General features: G+C 57.4%; 21 protein-coding genes. 11 read left to right on the top strand and 10 right to left on the bottom strand.

The features are described 5' to 3' along the window. Nucleotides 1–8 precede the first annotated feature (8 nt). Nucleotides 9–497 carry a lactoylglutathione lyase gene (gene gloA / locus EH31_RS14185; protein ID WP_051699299.1) on the bottom strand — a complete coding sequence of 163 codons (489 nt, stop codon included), beginning with the start codon at nucleotides 495–497 and terminating at the stop codon, nucleotides 9–11. Between the two features lie 33 nt (nucleotides 498–530). Next, on the bottom strand, nucleotides 531–1,511 hold the full coding sequence (locus EH31_RS14180) for an oxidoreductase (RefSeq protein WP_034961519.1): 981 nt from the start codon (nucleotides 1,509–1,511) through the stop codon (nucleotides 531–533). Nucleotides 1,512–1,686: 175 nt separating this feature from the next. Between EH31_RS14180 and EH31_RS14175 the strand changes: the two genes are divergently transcribed. Continuing rightward, on the top strand, nucleotides 1,687–2,661 hold the full coding sequence (locus EH31_RS14175) for an NAD(P)H-dependent flavin oxidoreductase (RefSeq protein ID WP_034961518.1): 975 nt from the start codon (nucleotides 1,687–1,689) through the stop codon (nucleotides 2,659–2,661). A gap of 919 nt (nucleotides 2,662–3,580) precedes the next feature. Here EH31_RS14175 and EH31_RS14165 read toward each other — a convergent pair. The 4 genes from EH31_RS14165 to EH31_RS14150 form a co-directional block, all read right to left on the bottom strand. Then, nucleotides 3,581–4,075, bottom strand: coding sequence for a hypothetical protein (locus EH31_RS14165; protein ID WP_034961513.1), 495 nt, complete (start codon nucleotides 4,073–4,075; stop codon nucleotides 3,581–3,583). Between the two features lie 116 nt (nucleotides 4,076–4,191). Then, nucleotides 4,192–4,719 carry a DUF4402 domain-containing protein gene (locus EH31_RS14160; protein ID WP_241765950.1) on the bottom strand — a complete coding sequence of 176 codons (528 nt, stop codon included), beginning with the start codon at nucleotides 4,717–4,719 and terminating at the stop codon, nucleotides 4,192–4,194. A gap of 158 nt (nucleotides 4,720–4,877) precedes the next feature. After that, nucleotides 4,878–5,075 carry a zinc-finger domain-containing protein gene (locus EH31_RS14155; RefSeq protein WP_034961835.1) on the bottom strand — a complete coding sequence of 66 codons (198 nt, stop codon included), beginning with the start codon at nucleotides 5,073–5,075 and terminating at the stop codon, nucleotides 4,878–4,880. 140 nt (nucleotides 5,076–5,215) lie between these two features. Next, a complete protein-coding gene (locus EH31_RS14150) occupies nucleotides 5,216–5,797 on the bottom strand; it encodes a DUF4402 domain-containing protein (RefSeq protein WP_051699298.1) in 582 nt (193 codons plus the stop codon). A gap of 147 nt (nucleotides 5,798–5,944) precedes the next feature. Between EH31_RS14150 and EH31_RS14145 the strand changes: the two genes are divergently transcribed. The 10 genes from EH31_RS14145 to EH31_RS14100 all read left to right on the top strand — a co-directional run bounded on the left by EH31_RS14145 (nucleotide 5,945) and on the right by EH31_RS14100 (nucleotide 16,370). Next, nucleotides 5,945–6,895: an ABC transporter ATP-binding protein gene (locus tag EH31_RS14145; RefSeq protein WP_034961508.1), complete on the top strand. Its 951-nt coding sequence runs from the start codon at nucleotides 5,945–5,947 to the stop codon at nucleotides 6,893–6,895. A gap of 26 nt (nucleotides 6,896–6,921) precedes the next feature. Next, nucleotides 6,922–7,914: an MBL fold metallo-hydrolase gene (locus EH31_RS14140; RefSeq protein WP_206742040.1), complete on the top strand. Its 993-nt coding sequence runs from the start codon at nucleotides 6,922–6,924 to the stop codon at nucleotides 7,912–7,914. A 114-nt stretch (nucleotides 7,915–8,028) separates the two neighbouring features. Beyond that, nucleotides 8,029–9,642 carry an L-aspartate oxidase gene (gene nadB / locus EH31_RS14135; RefSeq protein ID WP_034961504.1) on the top strand — a complete coding sequence of 538 codons (1,614 nt, stop codon included), beginning with the start codon at nucleotides 8,029–8,031 and terminating at the stop codon, nucleotides 9,640–9,642. Beyond that, nucleotides 9,639–10,382 (top strand): hypothetical protein, encoded by a 744-nt coding sequence (locus tag EH31_RS14130; protein WP_034961502.1) that lies wholly within the window; start codon nucleotides 9,639–9,641, stop codon nucleotides 10,380–10,382. The genes nadB and EH31_RS14130 overlap by 4 nt, the downstream gene beginning before the upstream one ends. An 88-nt stretch (nucleotides 10,383–10,470) precedes the next feature. Continuing rightward, on the top strand, nucleotides 10,471–11,460 hold the full coding sequence (locus tag EH31_RS14125; protein WP_241765941.1) for a TraB/GumN family protein: 990 nt from the start codon (nucleotides 10,471–10,473) through the stop codon (nucleotides 11,458–11,460). 78 nt (nucleotides 11,461–11,538) lie between these two features. After that, the gene (locus EH31_RS14120; protein WP_034961500.1) at nucleotides 11,539–12,468 is read left to right on the top strand and encodes an alpha/beta fold hydrolase; all 930 of its coding nucleotides are present in this window, start codon (nucleotides 11,539–11,541) and stop codon (nucleotides 12,466–12,468) included. Nucleotides 12,469–13,177: 709 nt separating this feature from the next. Continuing rightward, nucleotides 13,178–15,187 carry a ribonucleoside-diphosphate reductase subunit alpha gene (locus EH31_RS14115; protein WP_034961497.1) on the top strand — a complete coding sequence of 670 codons (2,010 nt, stop codon included), beginning with the start codon at nucleotides 13,178–13,180 and terminating at the stop codon, nucleotides 15,185–15,187. A 178-nt stretch (nucleotides 15,188–15,365) separates the two neighbouring features. Continuing rightward, nucleotides 15,366–15,737 carry a PilZ domain-containing protein gene (locus EH31_RS17660; RefSeq protein ID WP_161782154.1) on the top strand — a complete coding sequence of 124 codons (372 nt, stop codon included), beginning with the start codon at nucleotides 15,366–15,368 and terminating at the stop codon, nucleotides 15,735–15,737. Nucleotides 15,738–15,867: 130 nt separating this feature from the next. After that, nucleotides 15,868–16,062: a hypothetical protein gene (locus tag EH31_RS14105; protein ID WP_034961492.1), complete on the top strand. Its 195-nt coding sequence runs from the start codon at nucleotides 15,868–15,870 to the stop codon at nucleotides 16,060–16,062. A gap of 8 nt (nucleotides 16,063–16,070) precedes the next feature. Continuing rightward, complete coding sequence (locus EH31_RS14100) at nucleotides 16,071–16,370, top strand: hypothetical protein (RefSeq protein ID WP_241765940.1); 300 nt, start codon at nucleotides 16,071–16,073, stop codon at nucleotides 16,368–16,370. Nucleotides 16,371–16,392: 22 nt separating this feature from the next. Here the strand turns inward: EH31_RS14100 and EH31_RS14095 are convergent, their stop codons facing one another. Genes EH31_RS14095 through EH31_RS14080 form a run of 4 tightly spaced genes read right to left on the bottom strand, consistent with a single transcriptional unit; the run spans nucleotide 16,393 to nucleotide 19,240 of the window. Further along, complete coding sequence (locus EH31_RS14095) at nucleotides 16,393–16,944, bottom strand: hypothetical protein (RefSeq protein ID WP_034961490.1); 552 nt, start codon at nucleotides 16,942–16,944, stop codon at nucleotides 16,393–16,395. 24 nt (nucleotides 16,945–16,968) lie between these two features. Further along, nucleotides 16,969–17,925, bottom strand: a complete 957-nt coding sequence (locus EH31_RS14090; RefSeq protein WP_051699297.1) for a phosphatidate cytidylyltransferase — start codon at nucleotides 17,923–17,925, stop codon at nucleotides 16,969–16,971. Then, on the bottom strand, nucleotides 17,925–18,551 hold the full coding sequence (locus EH31_RS14085) for a lysophospholipid acyltransferase family protein (RefSeq protein ID WP_034961488.1): 627 nt from the start codon (nucleotides 18,549–18,551) through the stop codon (nucleotides 17,925–17,927). Before EH31_RS14085 ends, EH31_RS14090 begins: the two co-directional genes overlap by 1 nt. After that, nucleotides 18,548–19,240 (bottom strand): CDP-alcohol phosphatidyltransferase family protein, encoded by a 693-nt coding sequence (locus tag EH31_RS14080; protein WP_034961486.1) that lies wholly within the window; start codon nucleotides 19,238–19,240, stop codon nucleotides 18,548–18,550. The genes EH31_RS14085 and EH31_RS14080 overlap by 4 nt, the downstream gene beginning before the upstream one ends. Nucleotides 19,241–19,325: the final 85 nt, after the last annotated feature.

Raw genomic sequence — 19,325 nt, 5'->3', positions numbered from 1 at the left:
TTCGGGCTTCAGAGCCCCGCCATCATCTTTGCGCTGAGGATTTCGACCCAGTAACCATCGGGGTCTTTGATGAAAGCGATGTGCTTCATGGCGCCGTCTTCCGGGCGTTTCTGGTATTCGACATTGTTTGCATCAAAATGCGCGATGGCTGCGTCAAAGTCCGGCACGTCGAGGGCAATGTGGCCAAAGCCGCGCGGCTCTGAATTGCCGTCGTGATAGACCGCGCCCTCGTCCTCTTCTGTGCCCCAATTGTGGGTGAGTTCGAGGACGCCCTGGCGCGAAAAGACATATTGCATGGCCTCTTTGGGGTCTTGCGGCACCTCGTCTTCATCTTGCGTAAAGCCGAGGAAATAGAGCGAAAACTCGCCCATCTCCACGTCCACTTTGCGAAGGAGCGTCATGCCCAAGACGCCGCAATAAAACGCAAGGCTCGCATCCGGGTCCTTGATCCGCAACATGGTGTGATTGAGGGTAAAACCGTGGGGGTTGGAGGTCATTTTTGATCCTTGGTAATTGGGGTGAGGCGGCGCTTAGCCTGAGAATGACACGCCGGTAAGCTCTTCGGTTTTGCGCCAGAGCTTATCTGCCAACGCCTCATCGCGGATATGCGGATACACGCCTGAGCCAGCTGGCGTATCTTCGTCCGCCATCGCCCCGATATTGCAATTCTCGCAGTAAACGCCGCCCATCCCGTCTAGCAGCGGAGAGACGGCACACCACACACTGGTCGATGCGCCTTCTTCGGTTGATTTGAAGGCCTCATGGGTATTGCCTTCATCATCATACCAACCCATCGCGCGTTGCTCCTCCATGGTGAGGTGGCGTTGCAGCGGCGTTGCGATCCCACCGGGGTGCACCGCAAAAGCGCGCACGCTATGGGGTTCGCCCAACTTGTCCAGATGGAGCGCAAACAGTGCATTTGCGCTTTTCGCGGCCCCATAGGCGGGCCATTTCTCGTATTCGCGGGCTTCCCAATTGAGATCGTCAAGATCAAGGCCATTCAAGCGGTGACCGATGGAGGACAGGCACACCACCCGCGCGCTATCTGCTGCGACAAGCAGGGGCCAAAGCCGGGCGGTGAGATGAAAATGGCCCAAATGATTGGTCGCAAACTGCATCTCGAACCCGCGCGCATCACGCATCAGCGGGCTGGCCATGATCGCGGCGTTGTTGATGAGGATGTCGAGGCTGGCCCACTCCTTCGCCACGGCTTCGGCGAAAGCATCAATCGAAGCAGGATCGGAAAGATCGAGCGGCAGGATTGTGATAGACCCGTCCATCTCGGCCAGCACCTCTTGCGCCTGCTCCGGTCGCCGTGCCCCTACGATCACATCAGCGCCAGCCCCGGCAATGGCGCGTACGGTCTCGGTCCCGATCCCGGAATAGCCTCCTGTGACCAACACGCGTTTGCCCGTGAGGTTGATGCCCTCCACCACCTCGCGCGCGGTCGAGCGATAGCCAAAGGGCGAGTCGATAGGGGACTGATCGCTGGGGGAATTTGGTGAAGGCATGTGTCTCTCTCAAACTTGGGGAAGCTGCACAAAACTACGCAACTCCCGGCTGACGCTACGGCGCTCAAAGCCTTGGTGCAAACGATTTGCGAACTGACCAAACGCCCTCTTGCGCGCGCGGTCATATTAGGCTTGGTTCCATCTCAAATTGAAACCAAATGAGAGGAATGCGACCATGAAAACCGCCATCACCGAAATGTTCGGCATCGAGCACCCGATTATCCAAGGCGGCATGCACTATGTCGGATTTGCTGAAATGGCAGCGGCTGTGTCCAATGCGGGCGGGCTTGGCATCATCACCGGGCTTACGCAGAAAACACCCGCCGATCTCGCCAATGAAATCGCACGCTGCAAGGATATGACGGACAAGCCATTTGGCGTGAACATCACCATTCTGCCAACGCTGACCCCGCCTGATTATCCCGGCATTGTGAAAGCCGTGATCGAAGGCGGCGTGAAAGTGGTCGAGACCGCCGGGCGCAATCCGGTTGAGCTTATCGGTCCGCTTAAGGATGCAGGGATCAAGGTGATCCACAAATGCACCAGCGTGCGTCACTCTTTGAAAGCCCAATCCATCGGCTGTGATGCGGTTTCGGTTGATGGCTTTGAGTGCGGCGGTCACCCCGGCGAAGACGACATTCCAAACTTCATCCTTTTGCCTCGGGCCGCTGATGAGCTTGAAATCCCATTCGTTTCGTCGGGGGGCATGGCCGATGGGCGAAGCCTTGTGGCAAGCCTTGCGATGGGCGCGCAGGGGATGAACATGGGTACCCGCTTTATCGCTACCAAAGAGGCACCGGTGCACGAAAACGTGAAAAAGGCGATCGTTGAGGCAAGCGAATTGGACACGCGCCTTGTCATGCGCCCGCTACGCAACACAGAGCGTGTGATGAACAATGCAGCGGTAGAGCGGCTCTTGGAGAAAGAGAAGGAATTGGGCGACGCTCTGACCATTCAGGACATTTTGCCAGAGGTTGCAGGAGTTTACCCATCAATCATGCAGGAAGGCGACATGGACAAAGGCGCGTGGAGCTGCGGCATGGTTGCTGGCCTCATCAACGATATTCCAACCTGCAAAGAATTGATCGACGGCATTATGAGCGATGCCGAAAAGATCCTTGCCCGGATGAACGCGATGCAGGCGGCATAACCGCAAACTGCGCGCGCGAACAAAGCGCGCTTGAGCGGGCAGGCCCTTGGTCAGTAATTGGCGCGTCGCTGAGCGGCGTGTCTTTACTGCTGCGGCCTGCCCCAATTTCTTTCACAATTGTGATGACTGCCCGCTGCTATCCACAATCGGCTGCTCCCTCGCAGCGATACTAGGCTCAGGACCTATTAATCCCACCTTCGAGGTTTGAAGCAAAATGGCCTTGTGCAAGGAGTAAAGAGGCAAAAAGCCTTCCCGGCGCGCGCTTTCGCCCGATATGTTCGTCATTCCGGCGCCTCGATGGAGGGGTTAATAGGTCCTGAGCCTAGGTAGCTCTCCTGATTCGCTGCGCAAGAAGCTGGTGTATTTGGCCGCGGCGAGAGATCAGTAACGGCTGGACGGGAGACGTTGTTGTGACGGACTTTGCACTGAGTGGGTTTTGGTTTTTATCCGTTTTCGTGGCGGTTGCCGCTGGCTGGTTTCTCGGTCGGCATGCGCGGGGTTTGGGCAATATTGCGGGTCAGATTGAAGCGGGCGGTTTGGCGAAAGCGCGCGCAGCTCCTCTCGCGTCTTCAATGGGGGTGAGTGTCGCACACGCATCCGACGTCCGCCATCAGACAAAGAGCGCAGCCAAAGCGCGCCCCCATGTTTTTGACGACATGCCGCCTGTGGAAACGGTAAGGGCCCAGGCGAAATCCATCCTCAACTCCGAGAACGTCTGGGATGCAAAGAGCCTGAAGAATAGCCCTGAGACATGGGAGTTTCTGGCAAAAGCGCGAGTGATCCGGGTGGGATCATGGTCTGCTGGTGCGCCTATTACTTCATGGGGAAACCATGAAGTCGCAGGGCTGCGTCGCGGGCCGGAAACACATTACTCCTCGCCCAATATTAGACCCGAACACGGCCCTCATAGGGGGCTCGATTAAAGCTGTTCTTCGTCGACGCGGGTGTAAGGCACGAACTGGTCGAACTGGACACCGCCGGTGAAAAAGCCGCTAAAACGGTCAACCGTGGTGATAAAGTCCAAACGGCACAGCTGAGTGCTTCCAAACCGCTGAATTACGAGGACGTCATCTCGATCAATATCGCCTGGATCGCGGGTGCGTTGAACGTAGATCGTTTTGCCCCTGCCATAAACATAGGCGGTTTCATCGATGGTTTGCATGCGGGTGCTGCGAAAGTCGTTGATGCAATCGCGCGGTTCGCCTGCGACGCGTCCTTCCAGCAGACGGGCAAGCTTTTCCTCGCCTTTGGTCATCTCTTCAGAAGGTTGGTCGCTACCGTTATTTTCGGGGGCGTTATCTTCGCTACCGTTATCTTCGGGGGCGTCATCGGCAAAGACCGGCGACGCACACATCAGGGCAAGCGCGGCAATTGCGGATGAAAGGATCAAATGCGGTGATATTTTCCGAATCATAATGAACTCCTTGGACCCTCATATACACCATGCAGCAGTGTCACTGAACGGTGCATGACCAAGGTAGGCTGAGGGCAGGCCGAATGATTGCGGTGTTCGAGCCTGTCTAAAGGTGTTCACTCATATTCGAGAGTGACCGCAAATTCGCCTTCATAAGTGCCAGGCACAGCGTTTGCAGGCACCTGCAAGCGGCCAGCGATAGTAAAGAAGAAAAAGCCATCAGGATTGATGATGCGGAACCGGCGCGGGTTGGTGTTGATGATGATGGGGGGCTGACTTCCGATGAGGAGCGTATCCATCACCATGGTTTCCGTCCCGCCATTGCGTGTCAAAATGTAAGAGTTTGCATCGACATTGATAAGCACGGTCTGGCGAAAGGCGCCAAACCCGGCGAAGCGGGCTGGTTGCTGGGTGCCTTCAAGGTGGATGACGCCGCCGGTGACCGAGACATTTCCGGCTGAATCCATCGTGATGACGCCCGGTGTATCGCCCGGAACGATATCGCCAAAGTCAAGATCGAGTTGCTTCACAAAGCTGAGTGGTGTGACCAAAAATGCCTGCGCATCGGAAGGCTCGGCCTGTTGTGCAGCAGCGCTCGCTGGCACAAGCCAGATGCTGAGCACCGCGCCCATAAGCGCTATCATTTTCTTCAAGTGGTACATCAATTTCTGCCTAACCGCTTTAACGGTCATGCTTTAACCAAGGACCCTTAATTTTCTTTGAAATTTGCAGCCGGATGATGCCGCCATTTTGCCGTCATAATCGACGTTTTGTCTGACGATTTAGGTTTCAAACCAATTTCTTAGTCGTCAGCAGGGCCGCCGCGCAGAACAAAGCGGCGATCGCAATAGCCACAATCGACAAAGCCGCTGTCATCGATCTGCATATACACGCGCGGATGGCCAAGTGCGGCCGGGCGATAATCCTTGCCGCCGCGAATAGAGCTTGCCCCGTCACAGCTGACGCGGCGGGTATCGACCTTGATGGTTTCCGGAATCATTTCTTTTGCCGTGTTGCTCATGGAAAGACCGGGTAATCGGCCCCTTGCGCAAATTCAACTGCGTTCGCATCGGAATTGGCAAAAACGAGACGCAAAAGGCTCACCCAGCGGATTATTGCCAGTAGATTATTGCCAGTAGATTATTGGTAGTCGATCCGGATGTCGAAAGTCCCGGTGTAAACGCCTGGTTGTTGGTTGGCGTTAACGTTGAGCGTGCCTCCGACCCGGAAGATGAAAACGCCGTCAAAGGTGTTGATCCTGAAGCGTTCCCAGTTGGGGTTGGAGTTCACCCGGTTGAGCGTTGCCCCGCCATCAATGGTGAGGTCGGTCACTGTCATATCAGCGCCCGGCCCGGTCAACGTGATCGTGCGTCCGATAGGCCGCCTTACGCGAATGCGTTGGTTGGGCTGTCCCAATCCGGCAAAGGTCGCGGGCTGGCACTCCTGAGTGTGCACCACGCCGCCTGTCGTAACGCAGGTCGTCACAGGATCTGCTGACAGAACAACTGTGCCCCCGGTCGTCACGATCAGATCGCCAAAATCCATATCCGACAGCTTCGCCAGCGATAGCGGATCCAGAAGAACCGTGCGCGTATCGACATTGCTGGTGGATTGGGCATGGGCAGGGCTTCCCAAAAGCCACACAGCGCACAGCGCCGCGAATAGCTTGATCGGGGAAAGGGCGTTGAAGCCCTCGTGTATATGGTCATTCCCTGTTTTCACGATGATGGCGTTTAGGCCGCTTGTGTGTCGAGGTGCTGACCAAATACCCTTAACGCGCGCTTCATATTTAGAGCTTCGGGAAGAATCAGGACCCGCGCAGCGACTGCCCACTTGCGTCCGCGTGCCTTGCGGCTATGGCTGACCCCCATGACACCGCCTGCTATTCGTATCGACAATATCGCCAAACGTTATGCACCGCCCAAAGGCGCAAGCGGGCCGGATGCAGAAGGAAAACTGGCGCTCAAAGGCGTCAGCTTTGACGTGCCCCAAGGCTCGATCTTCGGGCTTCTTGGTCCCAATGGTGCGGGCAAATCGACCCTTATCAATATTCTCGCCGGTCTCGTTAACAAGACCAGTGGCAGCGCCGAGATATGGGGCTTTGATATCGACACCCAGCGCCGCAATGCGAGCCGCGCAATCGGCATTGTCCCGCAAGAAATCGTCTTCGATCCGTTCTTTACCCCTTACGAGGTGCTGGAAAACCAGGGCGGATTTTATGGCATTGGCGCAAAGGATCGCCGCAGCGAGGAATTGCTCGAAGCGGTGCGACTGGGTGACAAACGAAACGCCTATGCGCGCACGTTGTCCGGGGGCATGAAGCGGCGCTTGCTGGTGGCCAAAGCGATGGTGCATTCGCCGCCTATTCTGGTGCTCGATGAACCGACCGCCGGGGTCGATGTGGAACTGCGCCGACAATTGTGGGATTTGGTGACGGAGCTGAACCGCGAGGGCGTCACCATTGTGCTGACCACGCACTATCTCGAGGAAGCCGAGGAGCTGTGCGATGAAATTGCGATCATCAACCACGGTGAATTGATCGCGCACAAACCCACCGCCGACCTGATCAATATGGCGCGTGAGAAAATCGTTGCGGTGACCCTTGCCGATGATCTTGTGCAGGCGCCACGCCACGAGGCGTTCAGCAAGGTCGAACTGGCGGGCGAGCGCGGGGTCGAGGTGACCTATGACAAAGACAAACTCAATGCAGGCCAGGTTCTGGGCATTTTGCAGGAACAGGGCCTAACAGTTGAAGATGTGACCACGAGAGAGGCGGACCTTGAAGATGTGTTCGTGCAGTTGACCGGGTCTGGCAATTAAGAGGTAAAGCGATGCGCGGACCATTGATGGCATTGGTATTGATTGCCCTTGTCGGCTGTGGCGCTGACGAGAGTACGGGTGAAACTCCGGGTAAAACTGGGGCTTCTAGTAATGTCTTTAATAGCTCTGTGCCTCGCGGTGGACAGCTTCGGGACTGCCCCACTGAAGGCGCTGCGCTTCAGGTTCTGGGAAGCGGCGGGCCAATCGCGGAAGGCGGGGCGGCGGCGCGTGCGGGGACATCCTATCTCCTCTGGATTGATGGCGAAGCGCGGCTTTTGATCGACGCAGGATCAGGCAGCTTCCTTCGCTTTGCGCAGGCGGGTGGTTCGATTGCGACATTGGACGCGGTCGTCCTCACCCACCTTCACGCCGATCACGCAGGCGATTTGATCGACATACTGAATTCGGGCGGGTTTGAAGGGCGCACGCAGGCACTTCCCGTTATCGGGCCTGATGCCGCGCCGCGTTTTCCCGGAACCAGGGAATTTCTTGCGCGCCTTATGTCAAAGGAAGAGGGTGCGTTTGCGTACAATGGCGGATTTCTTGACGGGACAGAGAACAAGCCGCTGATCGAGGCCCGCGATATCGCCACCGGCGAAGGGGCAGGCGATCCCGCTGGCCTTGATGTCTCCAACGACTATTCGGTCATGGCGCATCCCGTGCACCACGGCCCGGTCCCATCCTTGGGCTTTGCCATTGAAATCGGCGACAAGAGCGTAGTGATCACAGGCGATCAAAGCTTTTTGAGCGAGCGGTTCCTTGCCGACCTTTCCGACAGCGCGCCCACCATTTTGTTCGCGCACCATGTCATCAACGGCGAAGAGGGGCAGCCGCGCGGGCTTCACCGGACGCCAGAACAGATCGGAGAACTGGCGTCAGCTCTGGCTCCTGAGAATTTAGTGCTGACCCACAATATGCAGCGCTCGCTTAAACGACTGGAAGAGGGCCTTACAGCCATAGCAAAGCATTATGACGGGCCGGTGTGGATCGCGGACGATCTGCATTGCTACGCGCTTTAGGACGCCTGTGGCTCTTTTCAGAGCGCCTGCGGCTCTTTTCAGAGCGCCTGTGGCTCTTTCCAGCGCGCGCGAAACTCTTGCCACACATTCCCCTTCGCGCCATTGCGTTTCTCCATGGCAGATCACAGCGACACACAAGATGCGCCGACAAGTGCGTATGACGTCATCATCATCGGGTCGGGCGCAGCCGGTCTTACCGCCGCGCTCGAGCTTGCGACGCGGCTGCGGGTACTTGTTCTGGCCAAGGGCTCTCTTACCGGAGGGTCAACGGCCTGGGCGCAAGGGGGCATCGCAGCGGTACTGGATGCTGGCGATACGTTTGAAAATCACGTGCGTGATACGATGGTGGCGGGCGCTGGGCTCAACGACCGGGAAGCGGTTGAATTCGTGATTGAGCGCGCGCCTGAAAGCATTGACCGGCTGGTCGAGCTTGGCGTTCCTTTCAACAAGGATTCAGGCGATCTGCACTTAACGCGCGAAGGCGGGCATTCACACAGGCGCATTGTTCATGTTGACGATGCAACCGGCTGGGCTGTGCAAGAGGCGCTTTTAAGAGCAGCGGACGCCAATCCCAACATAACCATGCTTGGCGGGCGCACCGCGATTGATCTCATCACTGACCGCCACCGTGACCAATATTCGGGCGCTGGCCATGTCTGGGGCGTATATGCTCTCAACGAAGAGACCGGACAGGTTGAACGCCATGTCGCGCGGGCAACAATCCTTGCCGCAGGCGGCGCGGGCCGGGTGTACCAATTCTCCACCGCGCCGCGCGGCGCCACGGGTGATGGCATCGCCATGGCTTGGCGGGCCGGCGCGCGCGTTTCCAATATGGAGATGATGCAGTTCCACCCCACCTGCCTGTATAATCTCGAAGTCAAAAACTTCCTCATCACAGAGGCTGTGCGCGGCGAAGGCGGGCATTTGAAGCACCCGGAAACCGGGCACCGCTTTATGACCGATTACGACGCAGAACGAATGGAGCTGGCCCCGCGCGATGTCGTGGCGCGCGCGATCGATGACCAGATCAAGCGCTTTGGCCTCGACTACGTCCATCTCGATATCAGCCACCAGCCGCCTGAATTCGTGCGCGAACATTTCCCGACCATCCATGAAAAGCTGATGGGTCTTGGCATCGATATGACCAAAGATCCGATCCCCGTGGTTCCGGCCCAGCACTATACCTGCGGCGGGATTGTGGTGGATTTGCACGCGCGCACCGATCTGCCGGGCCTTTGGGCTGCGGGTGAATGCACTGAAAGCGGCCTTCACGGCGCCAACCGCCTTGCCTCCAACAGCCTGCTGGAATGCTTTGTCTTTGGCGAAGCGGCGGCCTCTGACATTCTCACCATGTGGGACCAATTGCCCGATCCGCCCTCCATCCTGCCGTGGGATGAAAGCCGCGTGTCGGATTCGGACGAACAGGTGGTGATCAAGCAGAACTGGACCGAGATCCGCCGCTTTATGTGGAACTATGTCGGGATTGTGCGCACCACCAAACGGCTGGAACGCGCCGCCAACCGCATCGCTTTGCTTCGCCAGGAGGTGGAGGAATATTACGGCAGCTTTGTCGTCACGACCGACCTCATTGAACTGCGCAACCTGCTCCAATCAGCGGAATTGATCGTGCGCTCAGCGTTAGAACGCAAAGAGAGCCGGGGCCTGCATTATACGCTCGATTATCCTGAAACCGGGGAGGTGGTGCGCGATACGGTGTTGGTGCCGTGAACCTGATAAAAGCCCTTTTTGCGGCGTTTTGTGCCAGCGTTCTGGCATTGGCCAGCCCTGCAAACGCATCGCCCGATAGCTTCATCGATATTCACGAAGAACCCGTCGGGATGAGCACAACGCACCTGTTTCTCTTGCGTACGTCCACCGATAACCTTGGCTATTACGAAGCGTTGCGCGCCGAGATATTCCTGATTGTTCAGGACCTTCAATCGGGCGAGGAAGAGGTGATTGTCATCGACAAGTTCGTGCATTCATCGGATTATTCCGATGATGGCAAGCTTACCGGCTATTCGATCAAGCGCGACGCCGGAATTGAACCCGTTGACCCTGCCAGTGTCCTTCGGGCGCGCGGTGCTTTGCCATGGGTGGCGATCCATCGGCCGATGGGTTTTGAACCGCTGGTCAACATAACGATGGGCGAACAGGCGGTCGAAGTGCAGATTGGCGGCGACACGCCGCTTCGCCTTTCGCGCGACGCCATTCAGGCAAAACTGAGCCGCGTGGGGCAATTTATGGCGGAGAATGTGGCCGATCACCCTCGCTCTTCATCCATGACCACAAAACAGCATTTTGAAGGTCGCGAGGTGACCGCTGCGCATTGCCATTCTGCCGAATTGCTGGACTATTGGATGCTTGGCCAGAGGAACCGTCCGCATTTGCTGCGGGTCCACTGCGCCTATGATGAGGATAGCGAGACAACCTCGGTTGTGATGAGGCTGCCCGCGGTCGAGCGGTAAGTGGCCACATCTACGTGTCCTGTCCACTGGCCCAGCCCACAAGCCCTGTTCACCTGCGAGCCAGCGGTCTTACGCTAGGGGCGTGCTTATGAACCGGCTCACTCTCACTTTCGGCATTGCGCTGTGCCTGCCTTGCTCCGCTACGATCTCGGCTCAGGATGAGGCAGGGCTTGCCCAAGACGCCTCCCAAAGCGTGGCTACAAACTCTATCGTCGTCACAGCGCAGCGCTCCGGCGCGCCGATGTGGACGATTCATACCGATACCGGCACCGTCATCCTTGTCGGAGAAATCCGCGCTGTGCCCAAATCGACGCCGTGGTTTCCTGACCGGTTGGAAGAAGCCACAAAAGAAGCGGACCGTGTGATCCTGCGCGCGGCACCTAAGTTTTCGCCCGGCGATGCCTTCCGGCTGATTTTCAGCGGGGGCAAGTTCACCAAATTGCCTGATAAGACCGTCGCTGCTGAATATCTCAGCGCAGAACAGCGCGCCCGGCTGGCAGCGCTCGAAACCGAATATGACATCGACTACGACCGACGCTCTTTCCTGATGACCAGCTTTGACCTGCTTGCCCGGCGGCTCGATTTTGATGACGACACGGTCAAGGATGCGACCGACATCGTGAAAAAGGCAGCGGACAGGGCGGACGTGCCGATCACCCGGCCAGAGCGGTTCCGGGGCGAGGACCTGCTCGATAATCTCGCCGAAGCGCCCCCGCAAAGCCACATTGCGTGCCTTGAGGCGGCAATGGGCGCGACTGAGGCGGGCCAAACCATCATCGAAAAGCGCGGCGATGACTGGCGCAGCTTTGATATTCCGGCCGTCATGGAAAACCCGCTTGAAATCGCGCTTGGCACCTGTTGGCCTTGGGCAGACGATGAACTGGGCGATGAAATCCGCAGCCAATGGGTCAGTATGATTTCCGACGCCTCTGAGCAGACCGGCGTTACATTGGCCGTGGTCCCTTTGCGCGTACTGGCAGAGCAGGACGGCGTGCTCGATCAACTTGAGGCTCGGGACTTCCTGATCGGAGGCCCCGACTGGCGTCCCAAAGCTGATGCGGCGCCGCCCGAAGGCTAGACCCTGCCCTTGCCGCGCTTGTCTGCACCCGGTCTGCAATGTAGGTCCTCGAAAACAACCTAAGGAATTCGCTCGCCCATGCCCACAATCACCACGCCCAACACCGGTATCGAACTCTTTTTCGAAGACCATGGCGATCCCTCGCACGAGACGATCCTTCTGGTCATGGGTCTGGGCGCGCAGATGACCTTGTGGCCCGATGAGCTGGTCGAGGCGCTTGTGGGGCACGGCTTTCGTGTTATTCGCTATGACAATCGCGACATCGGCCTTAGCCAAAAGTTCGAAGGGGCAAGAGCGCCCAAACCCGCTTGGCAAGTCATCCGCAAGAAGATCGGTTGGCCGGCAAGAGTTCCCTACACGCTGGCTGACATGGCCGATGATGCAGCGGGCCTTCTAAGCGCGTTGGAAATCGAAAAAGCGCATGTGGTGGGCGCAAGCATGGGCGGAATGATCGCGCAGCTTGTGGGCGTCAATCACCCTGAAAGGCTGCATTCGCTGACCTCGATCATGTCGACAACCGGCAATGGCTCGCTGCCCATGGCAGATAAGTCGGCAATGGAAGCACTGGTTGCACCGCTCAAATCCTTGGATGAAGAGGATCTGGTGGCGCACGGTCTTAACATTGCGCGCAGCACTGGGTCGCCGGGCTATCCGTCCGATCCAGAGCGCGTGCGTGAACGCACACTCAAATCCATCCGTCGCAGCGTCTATCCCCCCGGCTTGCCGCGCCAATTGGCGGCGATCATCGATGATGGATGCAGGCGATCACGCCTTGCCAATGTGAACGCGCCCACTCTTGTGCTCCACGGCGAAGGCGATCCATTGGTAAAACTTGAAGGCGGTGAGGATACAGCCAAGCATATTCCCGGCGCCAAGCTGGTGACGATCCCGGGCTGGGGTCATGATCTGCCGCTGGAACTGGTTGACCTTTTGGCAGGGCATGTGGCGGACCATGCCCGCTCGGCCAGAGGCAGTGCGATGAGTGAGAAGACGCCGCTTCCGGCTTAAACGCCTATGTCCTGTTTTATCCTTGGCCCTGATTTGCCAGTAGCTGTGCCGCAAGCAACCGCGGGTCACGCCAGCGAATCAGGCCAGCGAATCAGGTCAGCGAATCATATGACCACGCCCGATCCGGGGCGCGGCATGCCGGCCGTGCGCGCACGCGGCTCACCCTGTTCGATTGACTTGGTCAGTATCGGGCCAATTGCTTGAACCCCGATTTAGCGCCGCAACAATATTGCAAGCCGTTGAGTAAAAGATTCAAGAATTGATTCACACCTAACAATCACCATATTTTTCTTCACAGATTCAATTTGGGGCTTGCGCAACCGACAACCCAAGCTTTGAGCACGCGTCGCTGCACTGCAACATAAACATTTTGTCGGTTCCGGCGCAGAAACATGGTTAATTCCCCGTTGACCCAATCAGCGTCCTGATTCATCATATAGCGGTTCGGTTCGCATTGGACCCCCAAACTGTTGTGTGACTTCTTTCAGCGCTTCGCCAAGGGTGAAGGGCGAACTGGGGAAGGATTCGCTCAAACTGAGGGCCCTATGCCGGATTGGTAGGAAATATTGGTGCTAAGCCCTGTGCGTATCTTCGCTGAAAAAACGGGCAAAAGCTGTCGATGAATAAGTTTGGAACAGAATCGGAACAACGGTGCTATTGTCCTTGCGGCAGGGCCACTTGATTCGAAGTGACGTAAGATGGGGCGATAATGGAATTTAAAGCAGGCGAAGACGTGCTCAGCGACACCGACACAGGTGATATCACAGGCACCGAAGAAAAAGCGCAAAAGGCAGTGACAATGGAAAAGGCAGACAAAGGCAGCGACGCTCTCATCGCAGAGAAGAGCGCAGAGGCGCTGGGCAGTGCAGTGGCCGCTGCTGCAAAGTCTGCAGCTGACGTCGACAGCAAGAAGGTGAACGATCGCCGTTTCGACGTGCAGATCGATGAAAGCCGCGATGCAAACTTGACCGAGTTCGGCAAAGAGACGCTGACGGATCGCTATTTGCTGCCGGGTGAAAAGTATCAAGACCTGTTCGCGCGCGTCGCCGATGCCTATGCCGATGACGCAGAGCACGCGCAGCGACTGTATGATTACATCTCGAACCTGTGGTTCATGCCCGCAACGCCGGTTCTTTCAAACGGCGGCACGTCGCGCGGTCTGCCGATCTCTTGCTATTTGAACTCTGTCTCAGACAGCCTTGATGGGATTGTCGGGACTTGGAACGAGAACGTCTGGCTTGCCTCCAAAGGCGGCGGCATTGGCACCTATTGGGGCAATGTGCGCGGTATTGGCGAGCCGGTGGGCCTCAACGGCAAGACCAGCGGCATCATCCCGTTTGTGCGCGTTATGGACAGCCTCACCCTCGCGATTTCGCAAGGGTCGCTGCGCCGTGGGTCGGCTGCGTGTTATCTGGATGTGTCGCACCCCGAGATTGAGGAATTCCTTGAGATCCGCAAACCCTCTGGCGACTTCAACCGCAAGGCATTGAACCTTCACCACGGCGTCCTGCTCACCGATGAGTTCATGGAAGCGGTGCGTGATGGCTCTGAATTTGAATTGAAATCACCAAAGACTGGCGAAGTGCGCGGCAAGGTCGATGCGCGTTCGCTGTTCCAGAAGCTGGTGGAAACCCGCTTGGCTACTGGTGAACCCTACATCGTGTTCAACGACACGGTGAACCGCATGATGCCAAAGCACCACCGCGATCTGGGCCTGAAAGTATCGACCTCGAACCTGTGTTCTGAAATCACTCTGCCAACCGGCATTGACCACCTTGGCAATGACCGCACGGCCGTGTGCTGCCTCTCCTCATTGAACCTTGAAAAATGGGATGAGTGGAGCGGCGACAAGCAGTTCATCGAGGATGTGATGCGCTTCCTCGACAATGTTCTGCAGGACTACATCGACCGTGCACCCGATGAAATGGCACGTGCGCGCTATTCGGCTGAGCGTGAGCGTTCGGTTGGGCTTGGCGTGATGGGCTTCCACTCCTTCTTGCAACAAAAAGGTCTGGGTTTTGAGAGCGCGATGGCGAAAGCCATGAACCTCAAAATGTTCAAGCACATCCAAGCCAAGGCGTCCGAAGCCTCTATGCTTCTTGCGCAAGAGCGTGGACCTTGCCCGGATGCAGCCGACATGGGCGCGATGGAGCGATTCTCCTGCAAAATGGCAATCGCGCCAACTGCGTCGATTTCGATCATTTGTGGCGGCACCAGCGCTTGTATCGAGCCAATCCCCGCCAACATTTACACCCACAAGACGCTTTCGGGCTCCTTCATCGTCAAGAACCCATATCTGGAGAAATTGCTCGACAAGAAGAGCAAGAATTCATCCAATGTGTGGAACTCGATCCTTGAAAAAGGTGGCAGCGTTCAGCACCTCGACTTCCTTAGCGAAGAAGAAAAGGCGAGCTTTAAAACCAGCTTTGAAATTGATCAGCGTTGGCTGCTTGAATTTGCAGCGGACCGTTCACCTTACATTGATCAGGCGCAGTCGCTGAACCTCTTCATCCCGGCAGATGTCGACAAGTGGGACCTCATGATGCTCCACTTCCAGGCGTGGGAGAAAGGCATCAAGTCGCTCTATTATCTCCGCTCGAAGTCGGTCCAGCGCGCTGGTTTTGCCGGCGGCGTTGAAGCGGATAACACGGCAGATGCTGCCAAGTTTGAACTCTCCGCAGAGCAAACCGATTACGAGGAATGCCTCAGTTGTCAGTAAGTTAAACGTCCGGCGAGGCAAGCAAGCTTGCGAGCCAATTGCCGCTAACATTCAAGAACCCCCGCATTGGCTTTCAGGCCTTTACGGGGGTTTTTCTTTTACAGAACTTACATCGGCCTTGCGGCAAACTTGTATTAACAACTCTATTGTAGTGTTTGCCCAAACAAAGGTGTCAAAGATGCGAAGCTTGATCAAGAAAGAGATCGTCACCCGCGCGTCTCAACGCGTGCCGACGACTGCCATTGGTTCATGCAAGACCGATGGGGGTGTTGAATGGGAGGTGTCCTTCGAGGACCTCTCCAACGGCGGGTGCCGGGTAGATGACCCGGACATAAAATTGGCCCTTGGAAGTTATGTCAGTCTGGCGATCGCGGGCACAGGACCGCACAAGGCCGAAGTCGCATGGCGACAGGGCGACCGGGTCGGACTGGAATTCCTGCGCCCCCTTCCGCCGCGCGTTTTCAAACACTTGGCCGCCGAAGAATGGGAACTGGCCAATCATGCGCACGCTACCGACAGCACAGGCCTTCCTGTTCGCCGGATGATTTAACCGCAGGTCAGCGCTCAAAAGCGCCATCAGCAGCGCTCGAAACTGCGCCTCGATCAGCGCTTCCCTCTCGCACTTGACGGCGAAATGTGTCATTCTGTTTAGGCATAGGCTTGTCAAAGGAGAGAGATCGATGGGATCAGTGCCAGTCGAGATTTGGGTCGGGATTGCGGGCAGCGCCCTCATCTTGGGCTTTATTGTCAACGGAGTGCGCTTGTCTCGCGGGCCAGAAGGCCACGCTGCGAATGCAGGCCGGCTACACATGGTGATGGGCGGAGTTGCGCTGCCCTTTATATGGCTCGCGGTGGTCGCTGCGGCCAATATGTGAGCCTCTCCGTGGACACCTCCACCAAAACCCGCCGTATTCTTCTAGCTTTAACGCTCGCCTTCGCTGTTTCAGCTTGCGCCAGCCAGATCGATGCAGGGGTCAGCGCCGAACCAGACACGCCCGGCTTCCTGTGGGGCTTGTGGCACGGGTTTATCTTCCCGTGGAGCTTTATCGGTTCGCTCTTCAGCCCGGATATCGCCGTTTATGCGGTTCCTAACAAAGGCGGCTGGTACGACTTTGGGTTCTTCCTCGGCGTCACAGTTCTGGGCGGCGGAAGCTTCTTCGGATCGAAAAGCCGCAAAGATTAGGAGCGGCACTAGGGTCATGACCCTAGAACCCCATCACGCTCCAATAGGCCGCGTAAAACCCGGCCCAACCGGCCGCAAATGCGATCCACACACGCCGTTTGCCAAAGCGTTCGATCATACGCGGGCCAATTTCTCCTGCGATCACGGCCACCAGAACAAATCGCGGCAATCTTGCAAGGAATGAGGCAAAGGCGAACCACGCCAGCATCCCTGTGCTTTGCAAAGATGAGCCTGTTCCCGCTCCATAGGCGTAGAGTTTGTATGGGACGCCTGAAAAGCTGCCTACAAACATTCCGAGTGCACCATTGGTCTGCCAATCGAGGCGGACTTCATCCATGAGATCTGCATCGATAGCGGGAAGCATGACGAGGAAGTCATGCACGCCGCTTGGTGCGATACTGGCTGCACAATAGACGATGCATCCGCCAATGCTCGCAAACAGCGCCGCTACACCGGCGCCTGTCAGCGCCTTTCTTGTGCCAGATTTTACGCCAAGCGCCATGACCGCGACATCGGCGACAATGAAAAAGGCAATCGCCTCAGCGAGCGCCCAAAGGGCAATGATAAGAAGCACGGGGGATGGGTCCTGACCCTAGTATTAGAGAACAAAGAAGTAATTCACCAGATGGAAGAAGACGGGCGCGGAAAAGCTGACCGAATCCATCCGGTCAAGTGCGCCGCCGTGCCCCTCTATCATCGTGCCCCAATCCTTTGCTCCCAGCGACCGCTTAACCGCTGATAAAACCAGACCACCGGCAAATCCGGCCAACACGATTGTCAGCGCCAGAAGCGCGGCTTCCCAAGGCGCAAAGGGCGTGATCCAGAAAAGCGCAGCGCCAATGGCAGCGGCGGAAAACCCTCCGCCAATCAACCCTTCCCATGTTTTCGCAGGGCTTACGCGCGGCGCGACCTTGTGTTTGCCAAAGAGCTTGCCGAAGACATATTGCAAGACATCGGAAAGCTGCACGACAGTGATGAGGAAGAAGAGCAGCAGGAAATTGTCGCTGTAGCCCGGGATATCAAGCAGCAGCAGCGCAGGCGCGTGGCTGATGCAATAAACGCCCAGCATCATGCCCCACTGGATCTTGGCAGAACGCGCGAGGAAGTCTGTCGTCTCGCCTTTCAACACCGCGAGAAGCGGCAAAAGCAGAAACGCCCAAACCGGGATAAGGATTGAGAAAAGCGACTGCCAGTCGCTGTAAATCAGCCAATATTGCAATGGGATAAACAGGTAAAAGGCGGCAATTGTCGCGGTGTGATCTTCGGCGCGGGTGGGCGTGATGGAGAGAAATTCGCGCAGCACAAAAAAGCTGGTGAGCGCAAACAAAACCACGGTCACACCTTTGCCAAACACGAATGCGACCGCGAAGATTGCGATCATCAACCACCAGGCTTTGATGCGCTGGTTAAGGTTGGCAACCGTCGCAATGCCGCCTTCGCTCGTCACCCGCTTTGACAGGACAAAGCCGATGGAGGATGCCACCAAAAGCAGCGCAAAGACGCCGCCAAAAAGCGTCGCCATTACCGGCTCGATCGTGAGGTTTAGATCGGGCATTATGCGTTCTCCCCTGGCAATTCTTCGCCCGAAAGCGCGATGATAGATGCTTGTGCGCGGGCTAGAAACGCAGCCTTGTCCTCGCTGTCCTCCAGCTGGATCGGCGCGCCGAAATGGGCAGCCGAGCTGATCGGGGCAGGCAGGATCGCGCCCTTGGGGTAAGCACGCGCCAAATTGGTGAGGTACACGGGCACAAGCTCGGCCTCAGGAAAATCTTTGGCGAGGTGATAGAGCCCCGCTTTGAAGGCGCCCGGAAGGCTTTCTGCACGCCGGGTCCCTTCGGGAAAGATGATCAGCGACTCGCCCTGCTCCAGCACCTCTCGCAATGGCGCAAGCGGGTCCTTTGCGCCGCCGCGTTCGACCAGCACGGCGTTCAGGACTTTGAGCGCGACAAATCGCTGCACCGGTCCGCTACCCCAATAATCTGCTGCTGCGACAGGGTGCGTGGTTGTGCGCAAATATCCCGGCAGCGCGCCGCACATGATGATCGTGTCCATGTGGCTGGCATGGTTGGCGAAATAGATGCGCTGTGTGGTCGCAGGCTCGCACCCTCTCCAGCGCGCCTGGCCACCAACAAGGAAGCGCGCCGCTGCGAACAATGCTTCCCCGACAAGTTTGGCGATCATTCGCCCGTTCCCCTTCTGCTGGCATCCTTGGTTTTTAACAGCCCGGCGATGCGGACAAGCCGGATGGCGCAGGTAAGCGCTGCTCCTGCCACGATAACCCACAAGGCAGCGATCATGGCAGCAGGGCCGGTGAGCACGAAGTCTGCGACGACGCTGGATGGCCAGAAGAAGGTGATGATGGCCGCCAAGGTGAGCACAAACATGCGATGTTGTTTCGCCATGGGGCCGACAAAGTCCTGTTCAAAGCCCAAGGCCCCGCCAAGCGCTCTGATGTATGCCGTCCCGAACGCCAGAATGGTTGCGCCATATCCCAGTTCCGGCAGTCCGACAGCGTATCCTGCCCCGATCAGCAAGAGCGCATCTTCGGCCCGGTCTGGGGCCTCATTGTACAGCGCCCCGGTCGCAGAGGACTTGCCTTCCTCCACGGCCACCAATCCATCGAGCATATTGGCCAGCAGCCGCAGCTGTATCCCGAGCGCCCCGCCAAGCCACAGCCATTGGCTCCCGTAAGGCGCGCTTGCAAAAGCCCAGGCCCCTGCCGCTGCGAACACAATCCCGATCACCGAAATGGCGTTGGGTGTCAGCCCGGTTGCTGCCAACCCTTTGGCCAGCCCCTTGGCCCACCCTGCACTGCGAGTGGCCAATGGCCGCCTGTTCTTCACCGCTTCTTGCGGCGTTTCTTGTGTCATTTAAGTGCGATCCCTGCTCTTCCCGTAAGAGGCCAAGCTAGGCTCCTGCTGGGACACCGCCAAGAAATTTCTACGTAAAGTCCCT

This window comes from Erythrobacter longus, from assembly GCF_000715015.1.
GTDB lineage: Bacteria > Pseudomonadota > Alphaproteobacteria > Sphingomonadales > Sphingomonadaceae > Erythrobacter > Erythrobacter longus.
This window is presented reverse-complemented; position numbering and strand designations above follow the sequence as displayed.